The 23,981-nt window shown below is 61.5% G+C and carries 22 protein-coding genes and 1 riboswitch; of the genes, 9 read left to right on the top strand and 13 right to left on the bottom strand.

All coding sequences use genetic code 11. The features are described 5' to 3' along the window. Positions 1 to 87: 87 nt before the first annotated feature. The 3 genes from G5253_RS19380 to G5253_RS19370 all read right to left on the bottom strand — a co-directional run bounded on the left by G5253_RS19380 (position 88) and on the right by G5253_RS19370 (position 2,418). Positions 88 to 714, bottom strand: a complete 627-nt coding sequence (locus tag G5253_RS19380; RefSeq protein ID WP_421204063.1) for a glutathione S-transferase family protein — start codon at positions 712 to 714, stop codon at positions 88 to 90. A 106-nt stretch (positions 715 to 820) separates the two neighbouring features. Then, complete coding sequence (locus G5253_RS19375) at positions 821 to 2,089, bottom strand: O-acetylhomoserine aminocarboxypropyltransferase/cysteine synthase family protein (RefSeq protein WP_005336464.1); 1,269 nt, start codon at positions 2,087 to 2,089, stop codon at positions 821 to 823. 152 nt (positions 2,090 to 2,241) lie between these two features. Next, a complete protein-coding gene (locus G5253_RS19370; protein WP_101323416.1) occupies positions 2,242 to 2,418 on the bottom strand; it encodes a hypothetical protein in 177 nt (58 codons plus the stop codon). A 100-nt stretch (positions 2,419 to 2,518) separates the two neighbouring features. Between G5253_RS19370 and sgrR the strand changes: the two genes are divergently transcribed. From sgrR to G5253_RS19355, 3 genes are read left to right on the top strand one after another with little or no spacing between them, the layout of a single operon-like run. Continuing rightward, complete coding sequence (sgrR, locus tag G5253_RS19365; protein ID WP_421204060.1) at positions 2,519 to 4,237, top strand: HTH-type transcriptional regulator SgrR; 1,719 nt, start codon at positions 2,519 to 2,521, stop codon at positions 4,235 to 4,237. Positions 4,238 to 4,285: 48 nt separating this feature from the next. Next, positions 4,286 to 4,681 carry an acyl-CoA thioesterase gene (locus G5253_RS19360; RefSeq protein WP_216952694.1) on the top strand — a complete coding sequence of 132 codons (396 nt, stop codon included), beginning with the start codon at positions 4,286 to 4,288 and terminating at the stop codon, positions 4,679 to 4,681. Between the two features lie 44 nt (positions 4,682 to 4,725). After that, on the top strand, positions 4,726 to 5,427 hold the full coding sequence (locus tag G5253_RS19355) for a hypothetical protein (RefSeq protein ID WP_216954488.1): 702 nt from the start codon (positions 4,726 to 4,728) through the stop codon (positions 5,425 to 5,427). 44 nt (positions 5,428 to 5,471) lie between these two features. On the opposite strand, the gene G5253_RS19350 is transcribed toward G5253_RS19355, so the two are convergent. The 3 genes from G5253_RS19350 to tyrS all read right to left on the bottom strand — a co-directional run bounded on the left by G5253_RS19350 (position 5,472) and on the right by tyrS (position 8,554). Next, positions 5,472 to 6,212, bottom strand: a complete 741-nt coding sequence (locus tag G5253_RS19350; protein WP_216952695.1) for a lipase secretion chaperone — start codon at positions 6,210 to 6,212, stop codon at positions 5,472 to 5,474. Further along, entirely contained in the window at positions 6,209 to 7,120 is a 912-nt protein-coding gene (locus tag G5253_RS19345) for a lipase family alpha/beta hydrolase (RefSeq protein ID WP_216954489.1), read from the bottom strand. The genes G5253_RS19350 and G5253_RS19345 overlap by 4 nt, the downstream gene beginning before the upstream one ends. 168 nt (positions 7,121 to 7,288) lie before the next feature. Then, on the bottom strand, positions 7,289 to 8,554 hold the full coding sequence (gene tyrS / locus G5253_RS19340; protein ID WP_270656789.1) for a tyrosine--tRNA ligase: 1,266 nt from the start codon (positions 8,552 to 8,554) through the stop codon (positions 7,289 to 7,291). Between the two features lie 145 nt (positions 8,555 to 8,699). On the opposite strand from tyrS, the gene G5253_RS19335 reads away from it, so the two are divergent. Continuing rightward, positions 8,700 to 9,509, top strand: a complete 810-nt coding sequence (locus G5253_RS19335) for a helix-turn-helix transcriptional regulator (protein ID WP_266135468.1) — start codon at positions 8,700 to 8,702, stop codon at positions 9,507 to 9,509. Positions 9,510 to 9,516: 7 nt separating this feature from the next. Here G5253_RS19335 and G5253_RS19330 read toward each other — a convergent pair whose 3' ends face one another. Beyond that, entirely contained in the window at positions 9,517 to 10,296 is a 780-nt protein-coding gene (locus tag G5253_RS19330; RefSeq protein WP_216952698.1) for a substrate-binding periplasmic protein, read from the bottom strand. A gap of 109 nt (positions 10,297 to 10,405) precedes the next feature. After that, entirely contained in the window at positions 10,406 to 11,638 is a 1,233-nt protein-coding gene (locus G5253_RS19325; protein WP_266135467.1) for a hypothetical protein, read from the bottom strand. Positions 11,639 to 12,283: 645 nt separating this feature from the next. Here G5253_RS19325 and G5253_RS19320 point away from each other — a divergent pair. Then, positions 12,284 to 12,820 carry a GNAT family N-acetyltransferase gene (locus G5253_RS19320; protein WP_421204058.1) on the top strand — a complete coding sequence of 179 codons (537 nt, stop codon included), beginning with the start codon at positions 12,284 to 12,286 and terminating at the stop codon, positions 12,818 to 12,820. Next, positions 12,787 to 13,641 carry an AraC family transcriptional regulator gene (locus G5253_RS19315; RefSeq protein ID WP_266135489.1) on the top strand — a complete coding sequence of 285 codons (855 nt, stop codon included), beginning with the start codon at positions 12,787 to 12,789 and terminating at the stop codon, positions 13,639 to 13,641. Before G5253_RS19320 ends, G5253_RS19315 begins: the two co-directional genes overlap by 34 nt. A 96-nt stretch (positions 13,642 to 13,737) precedes the next feature. On the opposite strand, the gene G5253_RS19310 is transcribed toward G5253_RS19315, so the two are convergent. Further along, positions 13,738 to 14,325, bottom strand: coding sequence for a superinfection exclusion B family protein (locus G5253_RS19310; RefSeq protein ID WP_266135465.1), 588 nt, complete (start codon positions 14,323 to 14,325; stop codon positions 13,738 to 13,740). Between the two features lie 169 nt (positions 14,326 to 14,494). After that, positions 14,495 to 14,601: riboswitch (yybP-ykoY riboswitch) on the top strand. Positions 14,602 to 14,689: 88 nt separating this feature from the next. Between G5253_RS19310 and G5253_RS19305 the strand changes: the two genes are divergently transcribed. After that, positions 14,690 to 15,676, top strand: a complete 987-nt coding sequence (locus tag G5253_RS19305) for a sodium:calcium antiporter (protein WP_266135464.1) — start codon at positions 14,690 to 14,692, stop codon at positions 15,674 to 15,676. Positions 15,677 to 15,743: 67 nt separating this feature from the next. Here the strand turns inward: G5253_RS19305 and G5253_RS19300 are convergent, their stop codons facing one another. The 3 genes from G5253_RS19300 to pepA all read right to left on the bottom strand — a co-directional run bounded on the left by G5253_RS19300 (position 15,744) and on the right by pepA (position 20,799). After that, the gene (locus tag G5253_RS19300) at positions 15,744 to 18,596 is read right to left on the bottom strand and encodes a valine--tRNA ligase (RefSeq protein WP_266135463.1); all 2,853 of its coding nucleotides are present in this window, start codon (positions 18,594 to 18,596) and stop codon (positions 15,744 to 15,746) included. Positions 18,597 to 18,660: 64 nt separating this feature from the next. Then, a complete protein-coding gene (locus G5253_RS19295) occupies positions 18,661 to 19,116 on the bottom strand; it encodes a DNA polymerase III subunit chi (RefSeq protein WP_245095649.1) in 456 nt (151 codons plus the stop codon). A gap of 174 nt (positions 19,117 to 19,290) precedes the next feature. Next, positions 19,291 to 20,799 carry a leucyl aminopeptidase gene (pepA, locus tag G5253_RS19290; RefSeq protein WP_005336423.1) on the bottom strand — a complete coding sequence of 503 codons (1,509 nt, stop codon included), beginning with the start codon at positions 20,797 to 20,799 and terminating at the stop codon, positions 19,291 to 19,293. A 172-nt stretch (positions 20,800 to 20,971) separates the two neighbouring features. On the opposite strand from pepA, the gene lptF reads away from it, so the two are divergent. Next, a complete protein-coding gene (gene lptF / locus G5253_RS19285; RefSeq protein WP_421204054.1) occupies positions 20,972 to 22,084 on the top strand; it encodes an LPS export ABC transporter permease LptF in 1,113 nt (370 codons plus the stop codon). Positions 22,085 to 22,109: 25 nt separating this feature from the next. Further along, entirely contained in the window at positions 22,110 to 23,180 is a 1,071-nt protein-coding gene (gene lptG / locus G5253_RS19280) for an LPS export ABC transporter permease LptG (RefSeq protein WP_266135462.1), read from the top strand. Between the two features lie 74 nt (positions 23,181 to 23,254). Here the strand turns inward: lptG and G5253_RS19275 are convergent, their stop codons facing one another. Next, positions 23,255 to 23,788 (bottom strand): RDD family protein, encoded by a 534-nt coding sequence (locus G5253_RS19275; RefSeq protein WP_266135461.1) that lies wholly within the window; start codon positions 23,786 to 23,788, stop codon positions 23,255 to 23,257. Between the last annotated feature and the right edge of the window lie 193 nt (positions 23,789 to 23,981).

Raw genomic sequence — 23,981 nt, 5'->3', positions numbered from 1 at the left:
CCGATGCGGTACATAGGGGGTTCTGAGTAGAGAAATGCTAGTTGAAAATGTGTAAACCTATTTCAGGACTAGACATGGCGATTCGGATCAGGGGCGCTGATCCAGCTCGCGCTCCAGCTCCATGGCCTTCTGACGGGCCGGATGGGTATTGAGGCGCTGCCAGTAGGCTTGCAGGTGCGGGAAGTGGGCCAGCTGACCACTTTGCGCCAGCAGATCCACCAGGAAGGAGTTCATGATGTCGGCGCCGGAGAGGCGATCCCCCACCAGATAGTGGCGATTCGCCAGTACCTCATTGAGGTAGCCCAGCACCTTGGCACACTCCGCCTTGGCGTAGTCCGGCAGGAAGCGCATCGGGCTGCCATCCTTGCGCACGAACATGTCGAGCAGCAGCGGCAGAATGCCGGAGCTCTCGGCAAAGTGGAGCCACTGCAGGTATTCGGGATAGTCGGGGCTATCTGGTGCCGGAGCCAGCCGCTCGGCGGCGTAGCGGGCGATCAGGTACTCGGTGATGGCGCCCGATTCCGCCAGCACCCGGCCGTCTAACTCGATGACCGGCGACTTGCCGAGAGGGTGGATGGCTTTCAGCTCGGGCGGTGCCAGAAAGGTCGCGGCATCGCGCTGATACGCCTTGATCTCATAGGGTTGGCCCAGCTCTTCGAGCAGCCAGATGATGCGCTGGGAGCGTGATTTGTTCAGGTGGTGCAGGACTATCATAACGACCTCGATTCGGTGGCAGGATGGGGTATACGAGCGGGTGAGGAGGGCGGTTCACCGGCAGTAAAAAAAGAGCGGGCTGATGCCCGCTCGCTCAACACCAGACTCAGGCCTCCAGCGCCTGATCCAGATCTGCCAGAATGTCCTCGATCGCCTCGATCCCTACCGAGAGCCGGATCATCTCAGGTTTGACTCCTGCCTTGGCCTGCTCCTCCTCGCTCAACTGGCGATGGGTGGTGGAGGCGGGGTGGCAGGCCAGCGACTTGGCATCGCCGATGTTGACCAACCGCTTGAAGATCTTGAGCGCATCGTAGAAGCGCACGCCCGCCTCGTAACCATCCTTCAGACCGAACGAGAGGATGGCCGAGGGGCGACCGGCCATGTACTTCTCTGCCAGCAGATAGTGGGGATGACCCGGCAGACCGGCGTAGCTGACCCAGGCCACCTTGGGGTGATGCTTGAGGTGATTGGCAACCCGCAGGGCGTTGTCGACGTGGCGTTCCATGCGCAGGCTCAGGGTCTCCAGCCCCTGCAGCAGCAGGAAGGCGTTCATTGGCGCCAGCGCTGCGCCGGTATTGCGCAGTGGCACTGTGCGTACCCGCCCGATAAAGGCGGCCGGGCCAAAGGCCTCGGTGTAGACCACCCCGTGGTAGGAGGGCTCGGGTTTGGTCAGCTGTGGGAAGCGCTCGGCGTGATCTGCCCAGGGGAACTTGCCCGAGTCGACGATGACGCCACCCAGCGAGTTGCCATGGCCGCCGACATATTTGGTGAGGCTGTGGACGACTATGTCAGCGCCATGTTCGATGGGTTTACAGAGCACCGGGGTGGCGACCGTGTTGTCGACGATGAGCGGCACGCCACGGGCATGGGCTGCCTTGGCCAGCGCGGCCAGATCGACGATGTTGCCCGCCGGGTTGCCGATGCTCTCGCAGTAGACCGCCTTGGTCTTGTCGTCGATGAGGGCGGCGATGGCTTCGGCGCTGTCATCCTTGGCGAAGCGCACCTCGACCCCGAAACTCGGCAGCATGTGGGCGAACAAGGTGTAGGTGCCGCCATAGAGCTGGGGCGTGGAGACAATGTTGTCACCGGCGGCGGTCAGCGCCTGAATGGCGTAGGTGATGGCGGCGGAACCTGCCGAGACCACCAGCGCGGCAATCCCTCCTTCCAGCGCGGCCATCCGCTGCTCCAGCACATCGTTGGTGGGGTTCATGATGCGGGTGTAGATGTTGCCCGGCACCGCCAGATTGAACAGATCCGCCCCGTGCTGGGCGCTCTCGAACTCGTAGGCCACCGTCTGGTAGATGGGCACGGCGACCGCCTTGGTGGTGGGGTCGCTGGAAAAGCCGTGGTGCAGGGCCAGGGTCGCATCTTTCATCACACACTCCTTGTTGGATGTTGCTTATGGCAGTTATAGATGGATAGACGTCCAATCTATCAGGCCCGTGGCCGATGTAAACAGCAAGATCCGGCAAAGCAATGTCGCCCGCAGGGGATGCGCGTCCCGAGTGGCGGGCAGGCCTGCCGTGCTCAGAGGCGACGGCGATACTCCTTGTCATCGATCTGGTTCATATCCCACTGCATCAGGCGGTTGAGCTGCTGCATGGGATCCTCGATGAGCGCCAGCGGGCGTGGCAGGATCCGCTTGAAGTAACGGCGCAAGGTCTGCTGGATCCGGTTCGGTTTGAGGGGGTTGGCGTGGCTCATGATGGTGCTCCTCTGCTGTGGTTCTCACGTTCATCAGCAGTATTGAGCTAAAATGCGGAAGTAAAAACTGATGACTTACAGCAACAGGATTTCCTCTTTTATGCCGACCGGTCGCCTTTACCAGCAATTTCAACGACTCGCCCAGCTGCTTGGCAGCGACGAGCGGGAGATCAGTCTCGCCGAGGTGGCGGATCTGCTCTGCTGCACCCCGCGCAACGCTCGCCTGCTGCTGCGGCGGATGCAGGATCAGGGCTGGCTCAGCTGGTCGGCGGAAGCGGGGCGGGGGCGGCGCTCCCGGCTCACCTTGCTCGACAGTCAGGAGAGCCTGACCCGGCGCCGCTTGCGGGATCTGCTCAGTCAGGGCCAGCTGGCGCAGGCGGTGCGGCTGGCCGAGGATCGCCTCGATTTGCTCACTCCGTTGTTGATCGAACAGCTCGGTCAGGCCACCCGCGAGGGGCGCCAGATCCTGCGGGTGCCCTACTATCGGCCGCTGCCGCAATTGCTGCCCACCGGCCCGATGCGCCGCTCCGAAATTCACCTGAGCCGCCAGATCTTCAACGGCCTCACCCGGCGAAATGAGGAAAATGGGGAAATTGAAGGGGATCTCGCCCACCACTGGGAGTGTCTGGGCCCCTGTCACTGGCGTTTCTACCTGCGCCCGGCGGTGCGTTTTCACCACGGTCGCGAGCTGGTGGTGGAAGATGTGATGGAGAGCCTGCTGGCCCTGCGGGATCGCCCGCTGTTTGCACATCTGGCTCGGCTGGAGAGCCCCTGGCCGCGCACCCTGGATCTCTATCTCGACAGTCCGGATCCTTGGCTGCCCCACCTGCTGGCGGAGCCGGTGGCGACCATTTTGCCGCGGGAGCTCAAGGGGGAGGCGGGCTTTGCCCTGCAACCTGTGGGCACCGGTCCTTACCGGGTGGCTGTGAACGATCCCCTGCATCTTTGCCTTGCGGCGTTTGACGACTACTTCGGCCTGCGTGCCCTGCTCGACGAGATCGATATCTGGATGCTGCCGGAGCTGGCGGAGCGGCTGGAGACCCACCTGCAGCTGGGGCGTGACAGCCCTGAGCTCGGCACCATGCGCGGCGAATCGGAGCTGGAGTCGGGCTGCTACTTCCTGCTGCAGGACGATCGTTCCGGATCCTTGCAGGATCCCGCCCTGCGCCAGTGGCTCGGCCAACTGCTCAATCCGGTGGCTCTGATGGGGCGGGTCGCCCCCGAGTTGCAACGGGGCTGGACCAGCGCCCTCGGCCTGCTGCCCCACTGGCGCGAAGCGCTGCCCGCGCCCTTGCCCACACCGGCGCAGTTGCCGGGAAGACTGGTGCTCGCCTGCTTCAACCAGCATCTGGAATTCAACGAGTGCGCCAACGCCATGAGCAGCCTGCTGGCCGAACAGGGGATCAGGCTCGAGGTGCGCACCCTCGATTACGGTCGCTGGGTGAGCGGCGAGGATGAGGATGTGGATCTCTGGCTCGGCACCCTCAACCTCGAACATGCCGGCCCCTTTGCCCCCTACGCCTGGTTGCAGGGCACCCCGTTGCTGCGCAAGGTGTGGAGCAGTCAGCATGAGTTGTGGCAAGGGTTGATGCAGTGGCGCGCCAGCGGTGAGGAGCCTGGCCCCCGCGCCCTGCTGGCAACTGTGCAGCAGCAGAGCTGGTTTGTGCCGCTGTTCCACCACTGGCTGGAGCTGGAGAGCCGGGTCGGCGTGCACGGGGTGCGGATGACGGCGCTCGGCTGGTTCGATTTTCGCAGCGCCTGGTTGCGGCCGGAACTGGCTGTCAGCACTTGGGATAAGACGGGGAGGCTTGAGTCCTGATGCGGGGCGCGTTAGCCTGATCGCGGTTCAATGACAAGGAGTCAACCCATGCTGGAAATGCAGATCCAACCCCGCTTTCAGGAGACGGATGCCCTCGGCCATATCAACAATACGGTGCCGGCGGTCTGGTTCGAATCGGCGCGGGATCCCCTGTTCCGGATCTTTTCCCCCGATCTGGATGTGCATAACTGGCATCTGATCATCGCGGGCTATACGGTGCAGTTCAAACGGGAGCTGTTCTACGGCCAGCCGGTCACCATCAAGACCGGCGTGCGCCGCATCGGCACCAGCTCATTTACGGTCTGGCAGGAGGCCTGGCAGGGCGGCGAACTGGCCGTCACCGCCGAAACGACCCTGATCCATTTTGACTACCGGACCCGCCAATCCCTGCCCCTGAGCGATGTTCACCGGGAAGGGCTGCGGGCCTGGCTGACAGAGAGTTAACCACGGGCCGGATGGCCCATCACAGGAGTGTTATGTACAACTCAATGCGCAACACAGCGATCGCGCTGACCCTGGGATTCTGCTCCCTCCCTTCTCTGGCCGCTTCTCTCGCCGAGCAGTTTACCCTGATGGAGAAGGGGGCCGAGAGCGCCCTCGATATCCGTCAATTCAGCCATGACGGCGTCGATATCAAGGCCTGGATCGATGGCGCCCCCGTCATCATCGCCGTGCCCATCATGAACGAGCTGGGCAAGCTGGAAGGGGAGAGCCGCTACTACTTCAAGGGCGGCAAGCTGTTCGGGGTCAAAGAGCCCGCCGCCCAGTTCGCCTTTGACGACAGCGGCAAGCTGACCCAATGGCTGGACGAGAAGGGCCAGCCCGCCGAGTTTGTCAGCAAGATGAGCATGCAGCAGCGTCAGGAGTGGCTCACCAAGCGGGCCGCCGAGCTGAGCAAGCTGTTCGCGCCGAGCGCGGCCGAGCAGAGGGCGGCCAAGGGTGGCGTCAAGCTGAAGGGGGCGGATCTCGCTCACTGGCTCTGCAACGGCAAACTGATGGATCTTGCCCATGGCGACAAGGTGATCTTCGAGCAGGATAAGCTGAAGATTGGCGAGCAGGGGATCGAGGGGGAGGTCTCCCTGCGTCAGGATAAGGGGTGGCAGGAGTTGAGCCTCAAGTGCGAGGTGCAGGGCACTCAGGTGACCCGCCTCACCTGGCAATCTTTACCGGCAACCAACAAGCCGCAATAAGTGCACCACAGCAAGGGGCCCATCGTGGGCTCCTTGTCATTGGCTCATTGTTCCCCCAGCTTGAGCCGGGTGAGCGCCTCGACCCGGCGCCACTGTCCGGGTTCGAACCAGCGGGCCAGCAGCTCCTGTTGCTGTTCGGCCCGGGCCTCGTTCGGCAGTTGCCTGAGTTCGGCCAGAAAGCCGCTGAGCTGCTCCTCGAACCCTTGCCGGTTCTGCTCCAGCTGGCGCATCCGATCCACTGCTTCCGGCCCCCCCGTCTCCAGCAGCAGGGCATCCCGTTTGGCTGGCTCCATCTGTGCCAGCTCTTGCAACTCTTCAAGCAGGCGGCTGTTGGCCTCCGCCTCGCGAAACCAGCCCGGTTGCTCCGCCAGCCAGAGATCCAGCTCGCTGGCCAGCTGCGACTTGTCGCTGTCTCTTGCTTCCGCCAGCGCCCTGCGGCGCAGGGTCAGCTGCTCCATCAGTCGATCCTCGGCAAACAGCTGGGCCTGCTCGGCCGGGGTAAAACTCTGCTGGCGCAGCTGCTCCCGCTCGTCAAACAGGATCTGCAGGCTGGCGAGGGAGATTTCGGTGGGCACCGTCAGGCTGCTCTGGGCGGAGACAAAGGTGCGATAGCGCGCCTGCAGGGCATCGGCGGCCTCCTGCTCGGGATCGTGCGGGTGGCTCTGTGCATGCTGATTGGTTTGAGCCTGTGATGAGTCTGCCGTCGGTGCTGTGGGCCAGAGCAACACCCCGCCAAGCAGCAGGGTGATGGCGCAGGGCACGACGAGCAGGGTGGCGATCTTCATAGTCCCAGCTCCTTGAGACGGTTGGCATGCTGGCGATAGAGGGTGACCGGATCGGTCTCGAACAGATGGTGGATGCCGAATGACTGGTTCACTTCGTCCAGATGGTTCATCCGGTAGTCGGTGCCGATCACCTTGCCGAGGTGACTGCTGCAGACTCCGACCAGCCCGTCATTGGGCTCCTTGAAGAAGGCGCCGGTCAGCGCCAGCGCAGGATCCACCGGATCCAGCAGATTGGTCAGGTTGCCGCGCCCGCTCCAGGAGAAGTAGTAGACGCCGTTGCTGGCCTGCATCGGCCCCTCGCCGCAATAGCGGCTGGGCAGCCCCTCCGGGTAGCGCTGGTTGAACTGGCTGGCCCCCTTGCTGGTGAGGGCATCGAGGGCGGCGACCGGATCTTGCGGCAGCTGGCTCCCGCCCGAGAGCAGCGAAATCATGTCGGAGAGGGCGTGGGCTGCGGCGGCCGCCAGCTTCTCAGCGGCCGAGCCGGGCGCCGCATTGGCCCGCACCAGATCGGCAATCTCGGAGCCGTAGTTGACCCCGCCGACGCTGGTGGCGGAGGCGACCAGCTCGGGGGCGACCGAAGCGACATAGCGGATGGTCGGGCCGCCGTGGGAGTGGCCGATCAGGTTGACCTTCTCGGCGCCGGTGGCGGCCAGCAGCAGTTCAATCTGGGCGAGCAACTGCTCCCCCCGCTGCTCGGAGCTGGCGGTAGCAGATACCTGAGCCACGTAGACCTTGGCGCCATCGCGGCTCAGGGCTTGCGGAATGCCGTAGAAGTAATCGACCCCGAGCAGCTTGTCGAAGCCGAACAGGCCGTGCACCAGCACTATGGGGTAGCGGGTCTGGGTGTATCCGCTGGCGTGTGCCAGCATGGGCAGGGTGCAGAGCAGCACCAGAAGCCATCTCTTCATCATCAGCATCCTTGTTGATTCGTGAGGAACAGATTGTGTGGCGTACTCCATGTTCGCCGGTGCCAGTATGGTGGCTGCTGACGGGAGAGGCTGTGAGGGGGATCGCAACTCGGGAGTCAAAAGGGATTCAGGGGGCGGGCAGGGAGGCTGTGCTCCCCGCCCTGCGGCTTATTGCCACGCCACCAAGTGATACTGCTTTTTGCCCCGGCGCAGCAGCAGGTAGCGGCCAAACAGCCGATCAGTGGCACTCAGCTGATCATCCTGCTTGAGCACACCATTGAGGCTGATAGCGCCCGCCGCCAGCAGCTCGCGGGCGATGCGTTTGGAGTTCGCCAGACCGCAGCTGACCAGCAGGCTGACCAGATCCGTCTCGCCGCTGACGGTGCTGCACGGCATGCCATCCTGCGCCAGCTGGGCCAGATCGCTCTCGCCGAGGCGGGCCACATCGCCGCTAAACAGTAACTCGCTGATGCGCTGCACCGCCGCCAGCGCCGCCTTGCCGTGTACCAGCTCGGTCAGCTCGTTCGCCAACACCTGCTGGGCCTGCTTTCGCCCCTGCCGCTTGGTATCTTCCGCCTCCAGTGCATCAATCTCGCTCAGCGACATAAAGCTGTAGTAGCGCAGGAAGCGGTAGACATCCTCATCTGCGGTGCCGAGCCAGAACTGGTAGAAAGCGTAAGGGGAGGTGAGCGCCGGATCGAGCCAGACCGCGCCCCCTTCGGTTTTGCCGAACTTGGTGCCGTCTGCCTTGGTGATAAGGGGCAGGGTCATGCCGTGTACCTGCGCCTGATGGAGGCGACGGGTCAGATCCATGCCGCTGGTGATATTGCCCCACTGGTCGTTGCCGCCAATCTGCAGGGTGCAGCCGAGCCGCTGGTGCAGCACTGCAAAATCGTAGGATTGCAGCAGAGCGTAGGAGAACTCGGTGAACGAGATGCCCTGATCCGGGCGGGCCAGCCGCTGGCGTACCGATTCCCGCGCCAGCATGGCATTGACCGAGAAGTGCTTGCCGATATCCCGCAGAAAATCGAGGGCGGACATCTGCCCCATCCAGTCGCCATTGTTGACCAGTTGCGGGGCCGACAGGCCCTCATCGGCGGGCAGCAGCGCCCTGATTTGGGCAGACAGGCTGGCGACCCAACCCTGCACGGTATCGGCACTGTTGAGGCTGCGTTCGGTCGCCTTGAAGCTGGGATCGCCGATAAGGCCGGTTGCCCCGCCCACCAGTGCCACCGGGGTGTGGCCCGCCAACTGGAAGCGGCGCAGCATCAAGAGCGGCACCAGATGACCGATATGCAGGCTGCCGGCGGTGGGATCGAACCCGCAATAGACGGTGCGCGGGGTGGCAAGATGATCGGCCAGGGCCGCGGGGTCGGAATTCTGGGCCACAAGGCCGCGCTCGGTCAGCTCATCGAGCAGGTGGGGGTTGATCATGTGTGCTCCAACAACAGGGGAAAAGCCGTCATCCTCGCCGTTCTGGCTGGTGGCGGATATGTCCCCTGAGGGACATTTCTGCCACTCTCGTGCTAGCATTCAGCCATAGCGGAGAATCGCTCCCCGTCACCGGAAACGTGCCACCATGACCCAGCCATTCACCACAGATGCCTTGACCCGCAGCATGACCGAGGTGGTCGATGCCCTGCACAGCAGCGCCTTTCCGGCGGCGCTGGTGCGGCTGATCCAGCAGCAGGTGGCGTTTGATTGCGCCCTGCTGCTCGGGGTGGGGCAGCGGCCCGTCTACCTCTACGACAACCTCAACCATCAGCGGGCTCTGCTGTTTGATCGCTACCTCACCAGCCACTTCAGTCAGGATCCCTTTATGCAGGCGCTGGAGCAGGGCTTGCCTGCCGGCGTCTGGACCCTGGCGCAGGTCTCCCAAGGGCGGCTCGATCCCGAATATCGCCACCACTTCTATCAGGCCACCGGCTGGCAGGAGGAGGTGGGGCTGATCCTGCCGGTGCGGGACGGACTGACGCTGATGCTGTTTCTCGGGCGACTCGACAAGCGCAGTACCCTCAGCCGTGACGAGCTGGTAAGGCTGGAGCAGCTGTTCCCGCTGGTACATTCGCTCTGTCGTCAGCAGTGGCGGCAGAGCCAGCCGCTGTTGGCCCAGAGCACGGTGCTGCCAGACAGCGCCAGCCTCCGGAGTGCGGTGGAGCAGGCGATGGCGAGTGTGGGGGGCGATAGGCTTACCCGGCGCGAGCGGCAGGTGGCGGAGTTGCTGCTGCAGGGACTGGATACGGAGGCGATTGCCGCAGCGCTCGGGATTGGCAGCGGCACGGTGAAGAATCACCGCAAGCATCTCTATGGCAAGCTGCGGCTCGGCTCGCGGGCCGAGCTGTTTCATCTCTTCCTCAACCATCTGATCACCACAGAGGGAAGAGGATGAACCGGGGTTACTCGATCTTCGGTAGCGGCTTATCGCTTTGGGGAAGGTTACTGAGTCGCTGGTAGCGTTCCATCAACTGCCGGTATTCGCTACCGAGACGAACCTGATCGAGGGCTTGTTGCAACCGGGCGACCTGCTGCCGATCCGCCCGCGGGTTGAAAGCAAAGCAGTTGTCCTGTTCCTCCAGCACTGCGACAGAGATGAAATCTTCCGCGGCAAATCCCAGAGCTTTCAGTTGATGGAATAACATCACCTCGTTGCCTGCTACCAGATCTGTACGGGCCATGATGAGCTGGCGTACCACCTGCTCCATGCGCTCCACCGCCATCATGTTGCCCGGGCTGATGCCGCGGTTGAGCAGTAACTGCTCCCCCACGTCAGCCTGCATTACCCCTACCTGCAGTTTGGCCAGATCCCCCTTGCCGGTCACTCTGGGGGCATCCTGTTTTCGTCCGACCAGCGTCACTCGCGAGTGGCTGATGGGGCAAACCCATAGGAAATGGGGATCACGCTCTTTGGTTCTGGCGGTGGTAAAAAGAACGGCCTCCGGTTGCTGGGTCAGCAGATACCAACCGCGGGCCCATGGCAGAAATTGGATCGGTTGCTCCGGCTCCCCCAGCTCGCGCCACATCAGCCGCAGCAGCTCAACTGCCAGCCCGATGGGCTTGCCCTCCTTGTCCAGCCCGTTGAGGGGCATGTTCTGCTCCGAGTAATAGATAAAGGCGGACCGTGCGGGGAAGCTGGTCAGCAGGAGCAGGGCGATAAGGGCCGCGAGCAGGGATCGCATGGCGCACTCCTTGTGCAGGGAATTACCTATCAGTCTATGTGTCCTTGGCCGGAAGTTCATAGTCGGGTCGCGGATACCGCGACAGGTCACCTTGCGGTGACCTGTCGGTTTATTTTAGCAGGGCCTCCATCTCCGCCTCTGCCTTGGCGCGAGCCTCGGCTTCTGCTGCTATGGCGGCATCGGTGGCGCTCTCTCCGGCCGTATGGGGGGCGGCACTGACGGCCTGTTTGGCTGGCGCGGCAACAGCCTTGGTGGCTTCCTGTGTCACAGTAGCTGCGGCGATGCTGACTGCCTGTTTGGCAGGAACGACAACAGCCTTGGTGGCCTCTTGCGTCGCGGTCGCAGCGGCGCTGCTGACGGCTTGCTTGGCAGGAGCGGCAACGGCCTTGGTGGCTTCTTGCGTCGCGGTCGCAGCTGCGCTGCTGACGGCTTGTTTGGCAGGAACGGCAACGGCCTTGGTCGCTTCCTGCGTCACGGTCGCAGCGGCGCTGCTGACGGCCTGCTTGGCAGGAGCGGCAACTGCCTTGGTGGCTTCTTGCGTCACGGTTGCGGCGGCGGTGCTGACGGCTTGTTTGGCAGGAGTGGCAACGGCCTTGGTGGCTTCTTGCGTTGCGGTCGCAGCGGTGCTGCTCACCGCCTGTTTGGCGGGTGCAGTGACTGCGGTGGTTGCACTACGGGTCAGATCGGTCGCGCTTTGGCTTACCGCTTGGGTGGCCTGCCCTGTGGCGTTGGCGGCTGCGCCGCTGATAGCCTGACTTGCACTGTTGGTCAGCGAGCCGGTGACGCCGCGGGTCACTGTGCCCAGAGCGCTGCCAAGGGAGAAGGGGGAGGCGCCACTCTGACTGGTCGCCGCCCCGGTCAGGGCATTGGCCGCCGGGGTGAGCTGGCTGGTGGGGGTCTGCCAGCCCTGCATGGCGGTTGGCCATGTCGGTGCCGTGTCCGCCAGATTTTCGCCGAAGGTCAGGGTGGTGCCATCCCCTTTTTGCAGCAATACAGACATCTGGTTGGTTTGCGAGTTCCACACCATCCCCGCCTGCTTGGCGATATCCGGCACGGGCGCATACTCGGAGACCACATAGAAAAGCGGCCCCTCCTGCTGTACCTTGTCGGCAGTCTTGAGCAACTGCATGGTGCTGTCGTAATTGGGGCCAAGGATGGCGGTCATCCGATCCTTGATCAGGGGTTGTTCGAACAGATTGACCTCGTTCGGGTCAAAGCCGACCAGCGGCTTGAGCAGGGCCCACATCAGCTGGCTGGTGGGGCTCATCATCAGCAATGGGGCAACGCAGGCGGACAACATCAGGCTCAGGCAGGCAGCCTTGAGCAACGGCATGATACGCATTGGGATAATATCCAAATAACGATTTGATAAATAAGGTTATATTTTGTCAGGACGTGACAAATTCACCGGGAGTTTACGCGTGGCAGCGAGAGACTGCCCGCAGGCGCTGGCAGGCTACCATATTGGTTCCACAATGCCAGCAGGCTGTATGATTATCCGTCAAGTAAACTCGGGGCCGGGTTGATTTCTGGAGTGGGCCTGAGAGTCTGGCTTTCCCCTGCGATGGTGCTGCCAGTGGCCACATGGCAGCAAAACCAGAAGAGGATTTCAGGGGGCCAGTGAGGCTTTTCTTGATCCAGCTAAAGACATGGACGTGATCCCTGTCGCATAATGCAGCTCCTTTCTACTCTTGGCTGGAACCTAAGAAATGGCTCGTCGCTCTTCCAATGCACAACGTCGTCGCAGTAGCTGGTGGTACAAACGCCTGTTGGCAAGGGAGCGGCAAGAGCGCGAAGCGCGTTCCGTCCGGGATTGATAAAGCATTGAAAAACGGAGCATTTGCTCCGTTTTTTTTTCACCTATGAAACTGGCTGAATGGCTCAGTGTGCAGCCCTGTCTGCCGACAATAAATCACTCTGACCGTGCCGGTTGTATGGACTGATGCGATGGATGATGCATGATGGACGTTTCGAGAAGGAGCCTCATATGCAGATTACCATCCGTCATGCCGAATCCGCCGATGCCCCCGCCTTGCGGGATCTCTATGCCATGCCCAATGCCCAGGCGGGCACCTTGCAACTACCCTATCCGGCACTGGGTGTGTGGCAACAACGGTTGGAGCAGAGTGGTGTGGTGGCGCTGGTCGCCGAGGTAGAGGGGCTGCTGGTTGGCCAGATCGCATTGCGTGTGGAGTCTAATCCGAGACGCAAGCATGTGGCCGGGATTGGCATGGGGGTACGGGATGACTGGGCCGGCAAGGGGGTTGGATCTGCCCTGATGGCTGCGGCGCTTGATCTGGCCGATAACTGGCTCAACCTGCACCGGATTGAGCTGACGGTTTTTGTCGATAACGAAGCGGCGCGGGCGCTCTATCACAAGTTCGGCTTTGTGGAGGAGGGTCGGGCCCGCGACTATGCCTTCCGGCAAGGGCGCTATGTGGATGTGTTCTATATGGCCAGAGTTGCGGGGGGGCGTCAGTCGCTAACGGCATGGTCGATTATCAGGCCAGATTGCGCCCGGTGATCCGGGCGCTGGAGCAGAATCCCGAGCTCTGCCTCAGTGAGGCGGCCAGTCTTGCGGCGCTCTCCAGCTATCACTTTCATCGGGTCTTTACCGCCATCACCGGTGAAACCCCGGCCGAGATGCAGCGCCGCCTGCGGTTGGAGCGGGCTGCTCGCTCTCTCTGCTACAGTCGCGACCCGATCACCGAGATTGCCTTCTCGGCCGGTTTTGCCAGCTCACAGGCCTTTGCCAAGGCGTTTCGCAAGCAGTTTGCCATGGCACCGGGGATGTTGCGCCGCCAGCCGTCACTCTTGCAACTGAGCAAGAATGGACACGCGGCTGCCCGGGTCTCTGATTATGCTGAAGGCCGTTCCAGTGAAAGGAGGCTAAAGATGAAAACCGAACAGATGGCTGCGCGCACTCTGGCCTATATCCGGGTCACCGGCCCTTACGGCATAGGCTATGAGCCGGTGTGTGACCAGCTCTATCAATGGGCTGTCGGGTTGGGCTTGGCCGAAGGGGAGTGGATCTTCATCTACCACGACAACCCCGAAGTGACGGCTCCCCAGCAGTGCCGCACCGATATTTGCGTCACCGTGCCGGCGGGCACCAGGGGAAGTGGCAATGTGGAGATCCAGCAGCTGGCGGGCGGCCGCTATGGCCAGTCACGTTTTACCGTGACCGACCCGGCCCAGTACCCCGCACTCTGGCAGCAACATATCGGTGAGGTGGTAGCGGCCGGTTTCGAATTTGATGATCGACCCTGTTTCGAGCTCTATCACAGCTTCGATCCGCTGACCAAGGTTGCGGATGTGAGCTTTTGCTCCAGCCTAAAGGGTTAGGGCACAACAAGACGTAAGGGATGGTACAGAGCATCGCGCAGAAATTAGAGAGCCGGACAGTGTCCGGCTCTTTTGCATCTGGCGGTTGGGCGGCGGTTAGCGCTGGAACCCCTTCTGGGCGAACTTGGGGCGGGCATTCATGATCTGCTCTACCTGCTCGTCGCTCATCTTGCCACGCGACAACCCGAGCACCTTGTAGGTGAGCAGCGGCCGGGCGGGCAGGGCGATCATCAGGGCACGGATCTGGTTCTCGTCATCCTTCTCCCGGGTCGGCTTGCCGTAGGCATAGGTGAGGACGCCGGCATCCATCAGGTTTTTGACGGCGGGCTCGGTGATCGGCAAGTTTATGACGCTTTTACGCTGCAGCACGAACTCGCGCAGCACCGCCTTCTCGTTGAAGTCGAGGAAGCCGATCATCTGGGCCAGCTGGTCCTGCTGACGGCGCGCCTGCCACTCTTCGCACGCCCACTCCCAGGCGATCAGGAAGCCTTGACTGCAGAAGTAGGAGATGGCGATCAGCATGCCGACCCCCAGCCAGGCCGCATGATCCGCAGCCCACTGGCTGACGGCCCCTTTCATCAGCCCGGCCGGAAACAGCAAAATGATGCTGCAACAGAGCAACAACCAGACCATTAGCCAATTGAGGCGGCTGAGTTGATAGAAATGTTGGATCCACCGTTTCATTGTTCATCCTTCCCAAACTGTTGTGGATAGTGAACTACCTACAGCAATCGGTGTGCCAACAGCGTAATGGCGCCGGGGAGGGGAGGCTGGCGATACATTTCCTTACAACTTATTGGATGAGTTATCAGTAATTTGCCTTGTGAGGCGGCGGTCGAGTTGCTAAAACGTCCCCTCAGTCATTGGGGAGTAGCAACCCGCCCGCATTCCGGGCCGGGCCCATGTCAACACTCTTGGATCCTCGTATCCATGGCATGGGCGGCGATAGGCACTATCGCTCTGCAAGACCTTTGGCCTCGATATGCACGCCAGCCGGGCGAGCCATGTCGGGTCCATTGGTTACTCTGCTCGCCTGGCGGTATCTATTATGTTGATTACCCTGCTGTTATTTCTCGTCTCTGCGGTCACCATCTACCTTGCCTGCGAATACTTCGTCAACGGCATCGAGTGGACCGGCCACCACTTCAAACTCTCCCAAAGCGCTACCGGCTCCCTGCTGGCTGCACTGGGTACGGCGCTGCCCGAGTGTATCGTGACCCTGACAGCTCTGCTGATGGGCAACACAACCGCCCAGCAGGAGATCGGCATTGGCGCCGCCCTTGGCGGGCCGCTGGTGTTGGCGACCATCGGCTATGCGGCAGTCGGCCTCACCCTGCTGCTTTGCATGGGGCGTACCGAACGGGCCATCGATGGCGAGGTGCAGCGCGAGATTGGGCGGGATCAGCGCTGGTTTATGGGGATCTTTCTGGTGGCGACCGCGCTGGGGCTGGTCGCCTTCACCGGCAAGAGCTGGCTGGCCCCGCTCTTCGTGCTGGTCTACCTCGTCTATGTAAGGCGCGAGCTGAAACAGAGTGACAGCCATGAGGTCGAGCTGCCGGAGCCCCTCAAGCTGGCTCCAAATGCCGGGATCCCGCCCCTTGGCAAGGTGCTGCTGCAGACACTGGCTGCACTGGTGGTGGTGGCGCTGGCGGCCCAGCTGTTTGTCCATCAGCTGGAGAGCATGGGCGAGCTTTTTGGCCTCTCGCCGGTGCTGGCGGCCCTGCTGTTGAGTCCGGTGGCGACCGAGATGCCGGAGCTGATGAACGTGCTGATCTGGGTGCGGCAGGGCAAGAACCGGCTGGCACTGGCCAATATCTCCGGGGCCATGATGATCCAGGGCACTATCCCCAAGGCGTTCTGCTTGCTCTTTACCCCTTGGTTGCTGGATGGCGCAATGATGGCCTCCTCGCTGGTGACGCTGTTGGCGGTGGGGTTGCTCTGGTGGGGGTTCAGAAAGGGAACCATGACCGCCGGACGGCTGGCGCTGGTCGGTCTGCTCTATCTCGGTTTTTGCAGTTGGCTGCTGGTGAGCTGAAACGGGAAGCGCGGATATGAAAAAGCCCCCTTGGCAGGGGGCTTTGTTGTATCGGTTGGGGCGGTGCTTACAGCGCGGCGATTTCGGCCTGCTGGGCTTCCAGCTTGGTCAGCTGGAGACGGTAATCTTCCAGCTTCTCACGCTCTTTGGCGATGACCGCTTCCGGCGCCTTGGCGACGAAGGCTTCGTTGCCAAGCTTGCCTTCGATACGGCCGCACTCGCCCACCAGGCGGGCAACCTCTTTGGCCAAACGGGCCAGCTCGGCATCCTTGTCGATGAGACCAGCCATCGGGATCATCAGCTCGGTGGCACCGATCAGCTTCTTCACTGACAGCGGGGCGGTTTCACCGTCCGCCAGTACGCGGATGGACTCCAGACGGGCCAGCGACTTGAGGAAAGCCTCGTTGTCAGCGGCGCGCTGGGCATCCTTGGCATCGCACTGGAGCAGCACGTTGAGGGGCACGCTCGGTGCCACGTTCATCTCGGCGCGGATGTTGCGGATGCTGACGATGAACTCCTTCACCCACTCCTGATCCGCCATCGCGGCTTCGTCCACCTTGGCGGCATCGAACTCCGGGAAGGCCTGAATCATGATGGTGTCGGCGTGTACGCCAGCCAGCGGGGCGACCGATTTCCAGATGGTCTCGGTGATGAACGGGATGATCGGGTGCGCCAGACGCAACAGGGTTTCCAGCACGGTCACGAGGGTGTGGCGGGCAGCGCGCTGCTCGGCCTCGGAACCCTTGGTCAGTACCGGCTTGGTCAGCTCCAGATACCAGTCACAGAACTGGTTCCAGATAAATTCGTACAGCACGCCAGCCGCGATGTCGAAGCGGTAGGTATCGAGGGCGGTACGGAAGTCACGGATGGCCACTTGCAGCTGGGACTGGATCCAGCGATCCGCCAGACTGAACTGCATCTCGCCACCGGCAAAACCGCAGTCCTGATCTTCGGTGTTCATCAGCACATAGCGGGAGGCGTTCCACAGCTTGTTGCAGAAGTTGTTGTAGCCGTCCAGGCGCTTCATGTCCCAGTTGATGTCACGACCGGTAGAGGCCAGCGCCGCCAGCGTGAAGCGCAGGGCGTCGGTGCCGTGGGCATCGATCCCTTCCGGGAACTGCTTGGCGGTACGCTTGGCGATCTTCTCGGCCATCTGCGGCTGCATCATGTTGCCGGTGCGCTTCTCCAGCAGATCTTCCAGCGAGATACCGTCGATCATGTCGAGCGGGTCCAGCACGTTGCCCTTGGACTTGGACATCTTCTGGCCCTCTTCGTCACGGATAAGACCGGTGATGTAGACGGTCTTGAACGGGACTTGCGGCTGGCCGTTTTCGTCCTTGATGAAGTGCATGGTCATCATGATCATCCGGGCAATCCAGAAGAAGATGATGTCGAAGCCGCTCATCAGCACGTCGGTCGGGTGGAAGGTCTTGAGTGTCTCGGTGTTGTTCGGCCAGCCCAGGGTGGAGAAGGTCCACAGGGCGGAGCTGAACCAGGTGTCGAGCACGTCTTCGTCCTGACGCAGTACGGTTACGGCCGGGATGCTGTGCTTGGCGCGCACTTCATCTTCGCTGCGGCCAACGTAGACGTTGCCGGCATCGTCATACCATGCCGGGATGCGGTGACCCCACCACAGCTGACGGGAGACGCACCAGTCCTGAATGTCGCGCATCCAGGAGAAGTACATGTTTTCGTACTGCTTCGGCACGAACTGGATGCGGCCATCTTCCACCGCTTCGATAGCTGTCTTGGCCATCGGTGCCACGCGCACGTACCACTGGTCGGTCAGCATCGGCTCGATGGGCACGCCACCGCGATCGCCGTAAGGCTGTTGCAGCACGTGATCCTTGATCTCGTCCAGCAGACCCAGCTCTTCCAGCTTGGCCAGAATCGCTTTACGGGCGGCGAAGCGCTCCAGGCCAGCGAACTCTGCCGGCAGGGCTGCGTCATAGGCGGTGCTCGGGTTGCCGTTGGTATCGACCACTTCGGCCTCGGCACGCACGTGGGCATCCAGGGTGAAGATGTTGATCATCGGCAGGCTGTGGCGCTTGCCCACTTCGTTATCGTTGAAGTCGTGGGCCGGGGTGATCTTCACGCAACCGGTGCCCTTCTCCATGTCGGCGTGTTCATCGGCAACGATGGGGATCAGACGGTTCACCAGCGGCAGCAGGATGTGCTGGCCGATCAGCGCCTTGTAGCGCGGGTCTTCCGGGTTCACGGCCACGGCGGTATCGCCCAGCATGGTCTCCGGACGGGTGGTGGCGACGATCAGGTAATCCTTGCCTTCGGCAGTCTTGGCACCGTTGGCCAGCGGATAGCGCAGGTGCCACATGTGGCCCTTGATCTCGCGGTTCTCCACTTCCAGATCGGAGATGGCAGTGTTGAGTTTCGGATCCCAGTTCACCAGACGCTTGCCGCGGTACATCAGGCCATCTTCGTAGAGACGGACAAATACTTCCTGCACGGCGGCGGAGAGACCCTCATCCATGGTGAAGCGCTCGCGCTCCCAATCCACGGAGTCGCCCAGACGGCGCATCTGGCGGGTGATGGTGCCACCGGACTCTTCCTTCCACTGCCAAATCTTGTCGATGAAGGCATCACGGCCGTAATCGTGGCGAGTCTTGCCCTCTTCTGCGGCGATCTTGCGCTCAACCACCATCTGGGTGGCGATACCGGCGTGGTCGGTACCTGCCTGCCACAGGGTGTTTTTGCCCTGCATGCGGTTGTAGCGGATCAGGGTATCCATCAGGGTTTGCTGGAAGGCGTGACCCATGTGCAGGCTGCCGGTGACGTTCGGCGGCGGGATCATGATGCAGAAGGAGTCTTTGCTGGTGTCGCCGTGGGGCTTGAAGTAACCCTGGGCTTCCCAGTGCTGATAGAGCGCCTGTTCGATGGCGTTGTGATTAAAAGTCTTTTCCATGGTCTCGCCGTAATCTGGATGGATGGAGTCTGGTGTTGATTCTTTATGGATCAATTGGTTGCAGTCAGGGCTGCGCCGGATCCGGTGCGGCAAGGACGGGCTGGTCCCTCATTTCGAGGGTATGGCCTGCCTGGCGATAGTGCTTGTAGCGCTCGCGGGCTTGCTGCTTTTGTGTTTCGTCAGTGGGGACAAAATCTACCACTTGAGCGAAGTGTCCTGCAAACAAAGGTGTCGCAGTGGCCAGATTGATGAGGCGGGCGTAGCGCCGTTTCGGTGGCTGATAGCCGATCTCCACCGGGGCCATGCCGCTTTCGCCTTGCAGCTGGTGCGGCACGAAGCGCTCCGGCGGCAGCTGCCACAACAGCTCGTCCAGGCGCAGGGCCTGGGCCTCATCGTCGCAGAACAGGTAGATATGGCCCGCGCCCCACGACTCGGCCGCAAGAGTGCAGGCCAGTCGCTCGACCGCAGAGGCCTGCGCGTCATCCTGTTCGCTCATCAGATAAAAGATCACTTGGCTCATCAGGTTGATCCCGTTTTGCGGTGACGGACTGTTGACCGCCTCATGAGGCTGACGGGGCGTTTCCCGTCCGCAGCTCACTGATTCAAGAATGAAACAAGGAAGAGGCGGGCCTCTTCCTTGTGGTTCAGGGTAACGCCAACCCTTCCGATGCAGCCATCGGCAGGGGCCGGAGAGTTACTCTTTCTCTTCGATATCCACGCCAGCCCGGTTCAGCAGGAACTGGGTCAGCAGGGGCACCGGACGACCGGTGGAGCCTTTATCCTTGCCACTCTTCCAGGCAGTCCCGGCGATATCCAGGTGGGCCCAGTTGTACTTCTTGGTGAAGCGTGACAGGAAGGCGGCCGCGGTGATGGTACCGGCCGGACGACCGCCGATGTTGGCCATGTCGGCAAACGGGCTGTCGATCTGCTCCTGATACTCGTCAAACAGCGGCAGACGCCATGCGCGATCACCCGCCTGTTCGGAGGCGTTGAGCAGCTCGTGCGCCAGCGGGTTGTGGTTGGCCAGCAGACCCGAGGTGTGGTGACCCAGCGCGATGACGCAGGCACCGGTCAGGGTCGCCACGTCGATGACGGTTTCCGGATCGAAGCGGTCCACATAGGTCAGCGCATCACACAGCACCAGACGACCTTCCGCATCGGTGTTGAGCACTTCGATGGTCTGGCCTGACATGGAGGTGAGGATGTCACCCGGGCGATAGGCGTTGCCACCCGGCATATTCTCGCAGCCTGCCAGCACTCCGATGACGTTGATCGGCAGTTGCAGCTGGGCCAGCGCATGCATGGTACCGAGCACGGAGGCGGCGCCACCCATGTCGTACTTCATCTCGTCCATGCCGTCGGCCGGCTTGATGGAGATGCCGCCGGAGTCGAAGGTCAGTCCCTTGCCGACCAGCACGATGGGCTTGGCATCCGGATGACCCTTGTATTCGATGATGGCCATCATGGCTTCGTTGTCGGAGCCGCGCGCCACCGCCAGATAGGAGTTCATGCCGAGCTCGGCCATCTCCTGCTCGCCCACCACCTTGGTGGTGATGTTGTCGTAGGCATCGGCCAGACGACGGGCCTGGGAGGCCAGATAGGCTGGGTTGCAGACGTTGGGCGGCATGTTCGCCACGTCGCGGCAGACCCGCACACCCTTGGCCACGGCCAGACCGTGAGCGATGGCTTTTTCACCAATGGTCAGTTCCCGACGCGTCGGCACGTTGAATACCAGCTTGCGCAGCGGGCGACGTGGCTCGGCCTTGTTGGTCTTGAACTGATCAAAGCTGTAGAGGCCCGCCTTGGTGGTTTCTACCGCCTGGCGCACCTTCCAATAGGTATCCCGACCCTTGACGTGCAGCTCGGTGAGGAAGCAGACCGCCTCCATGGAGCCGGTTTCGTTCAGGGTGGTGATGGTCTTGTTGATGATCTGCTTGTACTGGCGTTCGTCGAGTTCCCGCTCCTTGCCGCATCCGACCAGCAGTACGCGCTCGCTGAGCACGCCCGGTACTTGATGCAGCAGCAGCATCTGGCCTGGTTTCCCTTCCAGGTCGCCACGGCGCAGCAGCGAACTGATATAGCCATCGCTGATCTTGTCCAGTTGTTCGGCAACCGGAGAGAGGCGACGAGGCTCAAATACGCCGACTACGACGCAGGCGCTCCGTTGCTTCTCTGGACTGCCACTCTTTACACTGAACTCCATGGAATCTCCTACATCCTAAAGACAAAAGGCACCTTTTATTGAATAATGCGGTGCTTGTTGGGGTATCAGAGGCGGAGCGAACAGCCACAGGCTCCGCAGTTCAAACTGGTAAAAATCCAATATACGGCCCTATTTTTCAGGCATTCGACTAAAAACACAAGTTTACTTGGGAATGACTGTGATCGTTTTCCGATATTTGTTCAGGGAAACCCTGAAAACCCAGCTGGCAGTGTTATTCGTATTGCTGCTTATCTTTGTCAGCCAACAATTTATCAAGATCATCGGTGATGCCGCCGATGGCGAGGTGCCGACACGTCTGGTCTCCACCCTGCTGCTGCTCAACTTGCCCAATATGGCGTTGTTGATGCTGCCTATCAGTCTCTTTTTAGCCATTTTGTTTGCCCATGGTCGCCTCTACGCCGAAAGCGAGATGACGGTGATGCATGCGGTCGGTTTCAGCCACCGTTTCGTGATGCGCAGCGCCATGTTGCTGGCCTTGCTGACGGCGGTGGTTGCGGCGTTCAACACTGGCTGGATCGCCCCGCAGGCCAAGGAGCGCGAGTATCAGGTGATCGACGAGTTCAAGTCGGATCCGGGTATCTCCTTCCTGCAGGCTGGCCGCTTTATGGAGCTCGACAAGGGGCGTCTGGTTGCCTATATCCAGGATTTGAACGACAACGGCTCAAAACTGCAAAAGGTCTTCGTGCTGCAGCGGGCGGAGGGGAACAATCCTCCCTCGGTGGTGGTGGCGACCGAAGGGGTGGTGACGGTCGATGAGAACGGCCTGCAGTGGCTGACCCTGATGGATGGCTCCCGCTACGAGGGGAACTTCTCCGGCAAGCAGTTCCAGATCTCCGATTTTCGCGAATATGGTCTGGTGATCCGCCAGCAGGAGATGGAGCGTTCCAACCGCAAGGCGGCGGCCAAGCCGACCATGGAACTGTTCGGTACCCAGGACAACGCCATGATGGCGGAATTGCAGTGGCGTATCTCGCTGCCCCTCTCCATTCCGGTGCTCACCCTGCTGGTGGTGCCGCTGGCGCGGGTCAATCCCCGTCAGGGGCGCTACGCCAAGCTGTTGCCGGCCATCATGCTGTATCTCTCCTACTTCCTGCTGCTCAGCGCCGCCCGTTCGGCCATTGACAGCGGTCGGCTGCCCTACTGGCCGGGGATGTTCCTGGTGCCGCTCGGTTACCTGCTGTTTATCGGCCTGCCCCTCAATCTGCAGGGCACCAGCTGGTGGAACGGGGTGAAAGGGCGCTATTTCAACAGAAAATCAGCATGATGCTGCAACATAGGAACTTCTGCTGATGTTTGGCATTCTCGATAGGTATATCGGTCGGGTCATCTTTATGTCGATCCTGCTGTGTGAAATCACGCTGGTTGGTCTGGCGGGGCTCATCAAGTATGTGGAGCAGCTCAAGTCGGTCGGTGACGGCAACTACGACATGATCAACGCCCTCTACTATGTGCTGCTCTCCATGCCCAAGGAGGCGGTGCTCTTCTTCCCGCTGGCCGCGCTGCTGGGTGGCCTGATTGGTCTGGGTCAGCTGGCGACCAGCTCCGAGCTGGTGGTGATGCAGGCGGCGGGTCGCTCCAAGATCAGTATCGTGATGGCGGCGCTCAAGACGGCGATCCCGCTGATGATCATGGTGGGGTTGATGGGGGAATATGTGGCCCCTGTCGCCAAACGGATGGCGGATGATATCCGTGCCGGTGCCATGTCGGAAGGGCGGCTTACCGTCTCGGCCTACGGGGTGTGGGCACGGGATGGCAACAACTTCGTCAATATCAACGGGGTGCGTAATGATGGCGCCCTCACCGGCATCACCCTCTATCGCTTCACCCCCGAGCGCAAGCTGATCGACGTGGTGCAGGCGCAGGAGGGGGTGTTCGAGCGCCACCACTGGCTGCTCAAGCAGACCCAGGTTACCCGCTTCGACGACCCGGCGCAGATCCGCAGCGAACAGCATGACAAGATGGAGTGGAGCTCGGAGTTGACGCCCAAACAGCTGGGGGTGGTGAGTATCGACCCCGAGAACCTCTCGGTCTCCGGTCTGCTCGACTACATCGGCTATCTCGATGCCAACAAGCAGGATGCCGGTCGCTACAAGCTGGAGATGTGGCGCAAACTGCTGTCACCGCTCTCGGTGGTGGCGATGATCCTGCTGGCCTCCTCCTTCATCTTCGGGCCGCTACGCTCGGTGAGCATGGGGGCTCGGATGCTGATGGGGATCATGACCGGCTTTGCCGTCTATGTGAGCGATCGGGTGTTTGGCCCCATCAGTCTGGTCTATGCGGTACCGCCGATTCTGGCGGCTATCGCGCCCAGTCTGCTGTTTGGCGGCATCTCCTTCTACATCCTCAGCCGCAAGCAGTAATCCGCACGAGGTTATGAGGAAATGCAAAGAGGGCACCTGTTGGTGCCCTCTTTCGTTGCTGCATTGATCCGGGATTACTTGTTAAGCAATTCCAGATTTTCCTGCTTGCTCAGCACGATCACTTCGCACTCGGCCCAGATATCCTGAAACGCCCGCGGACGCTGGCGGTTGAACAGGCACATCAGGTTGCCCAGACCAAAGGCGGCGGTGGCGAGACGGATCAGCGCCTGGGTAACGCGGATGTGGCTGCCATCCTCGTTCTGAATGCGCAGCCGCCAGGCGCGCATGCCGACGGTCTGGCCAGCACGGGTCCAGAACCAGGTGTAGAAACCACAGATGACGAAGGCGAGCCACAGGGTGTAGATCAGGCTCAGGGGGTGGCGGGTCAGCAACCAGACGGTATCTTCACCCGCCGGTACGCTGGCCATGCCGGTGACCAGCAGCAGCTTGGCGACCCCCATGCCGATAAAGCCGGCGATGATCAGCAGCGAAGTCACCACCAGCGCATCATAGATCAGGGCGCCGAGGCGACGCAGCAGACCTGCTGACGGGTATGGCTGAGTGGCGGGAGAGGGGGATTTTTGTTGGACTTTTTTAGGCTTGGCCATCGTTTTTATTCCATTAAGATGATGGCGGCATTCTATGTAACTGGCCCCGCATCAGCAAGGCGTTGAATAAATGAACAAACGGGAGTGTTCAATCGAAAAACACCTTGCATGGCATCGCGCCATTCGTATAATCCCTCGCAGTTGCCCGGGTGGCGAAATCGGTAGACGCAGCGGATTCAAAATCCGCCGGTGA

The sequence above is a fragment of the Aeromonas sp. 602658 genome (assembly GCF_049173005.1).
In the GTDB taxonomy this organism is placed as follows: domain Bacteria; phylum Pseudomonadota; class Gammaproteobacteria; order Enterobacterales; family Aeromonadaceae; genus Aeromonas; species Aeromonas veronii_A.
This window is presented reverse-complemented; position numbering and strand designations above follow the sequence as displayed.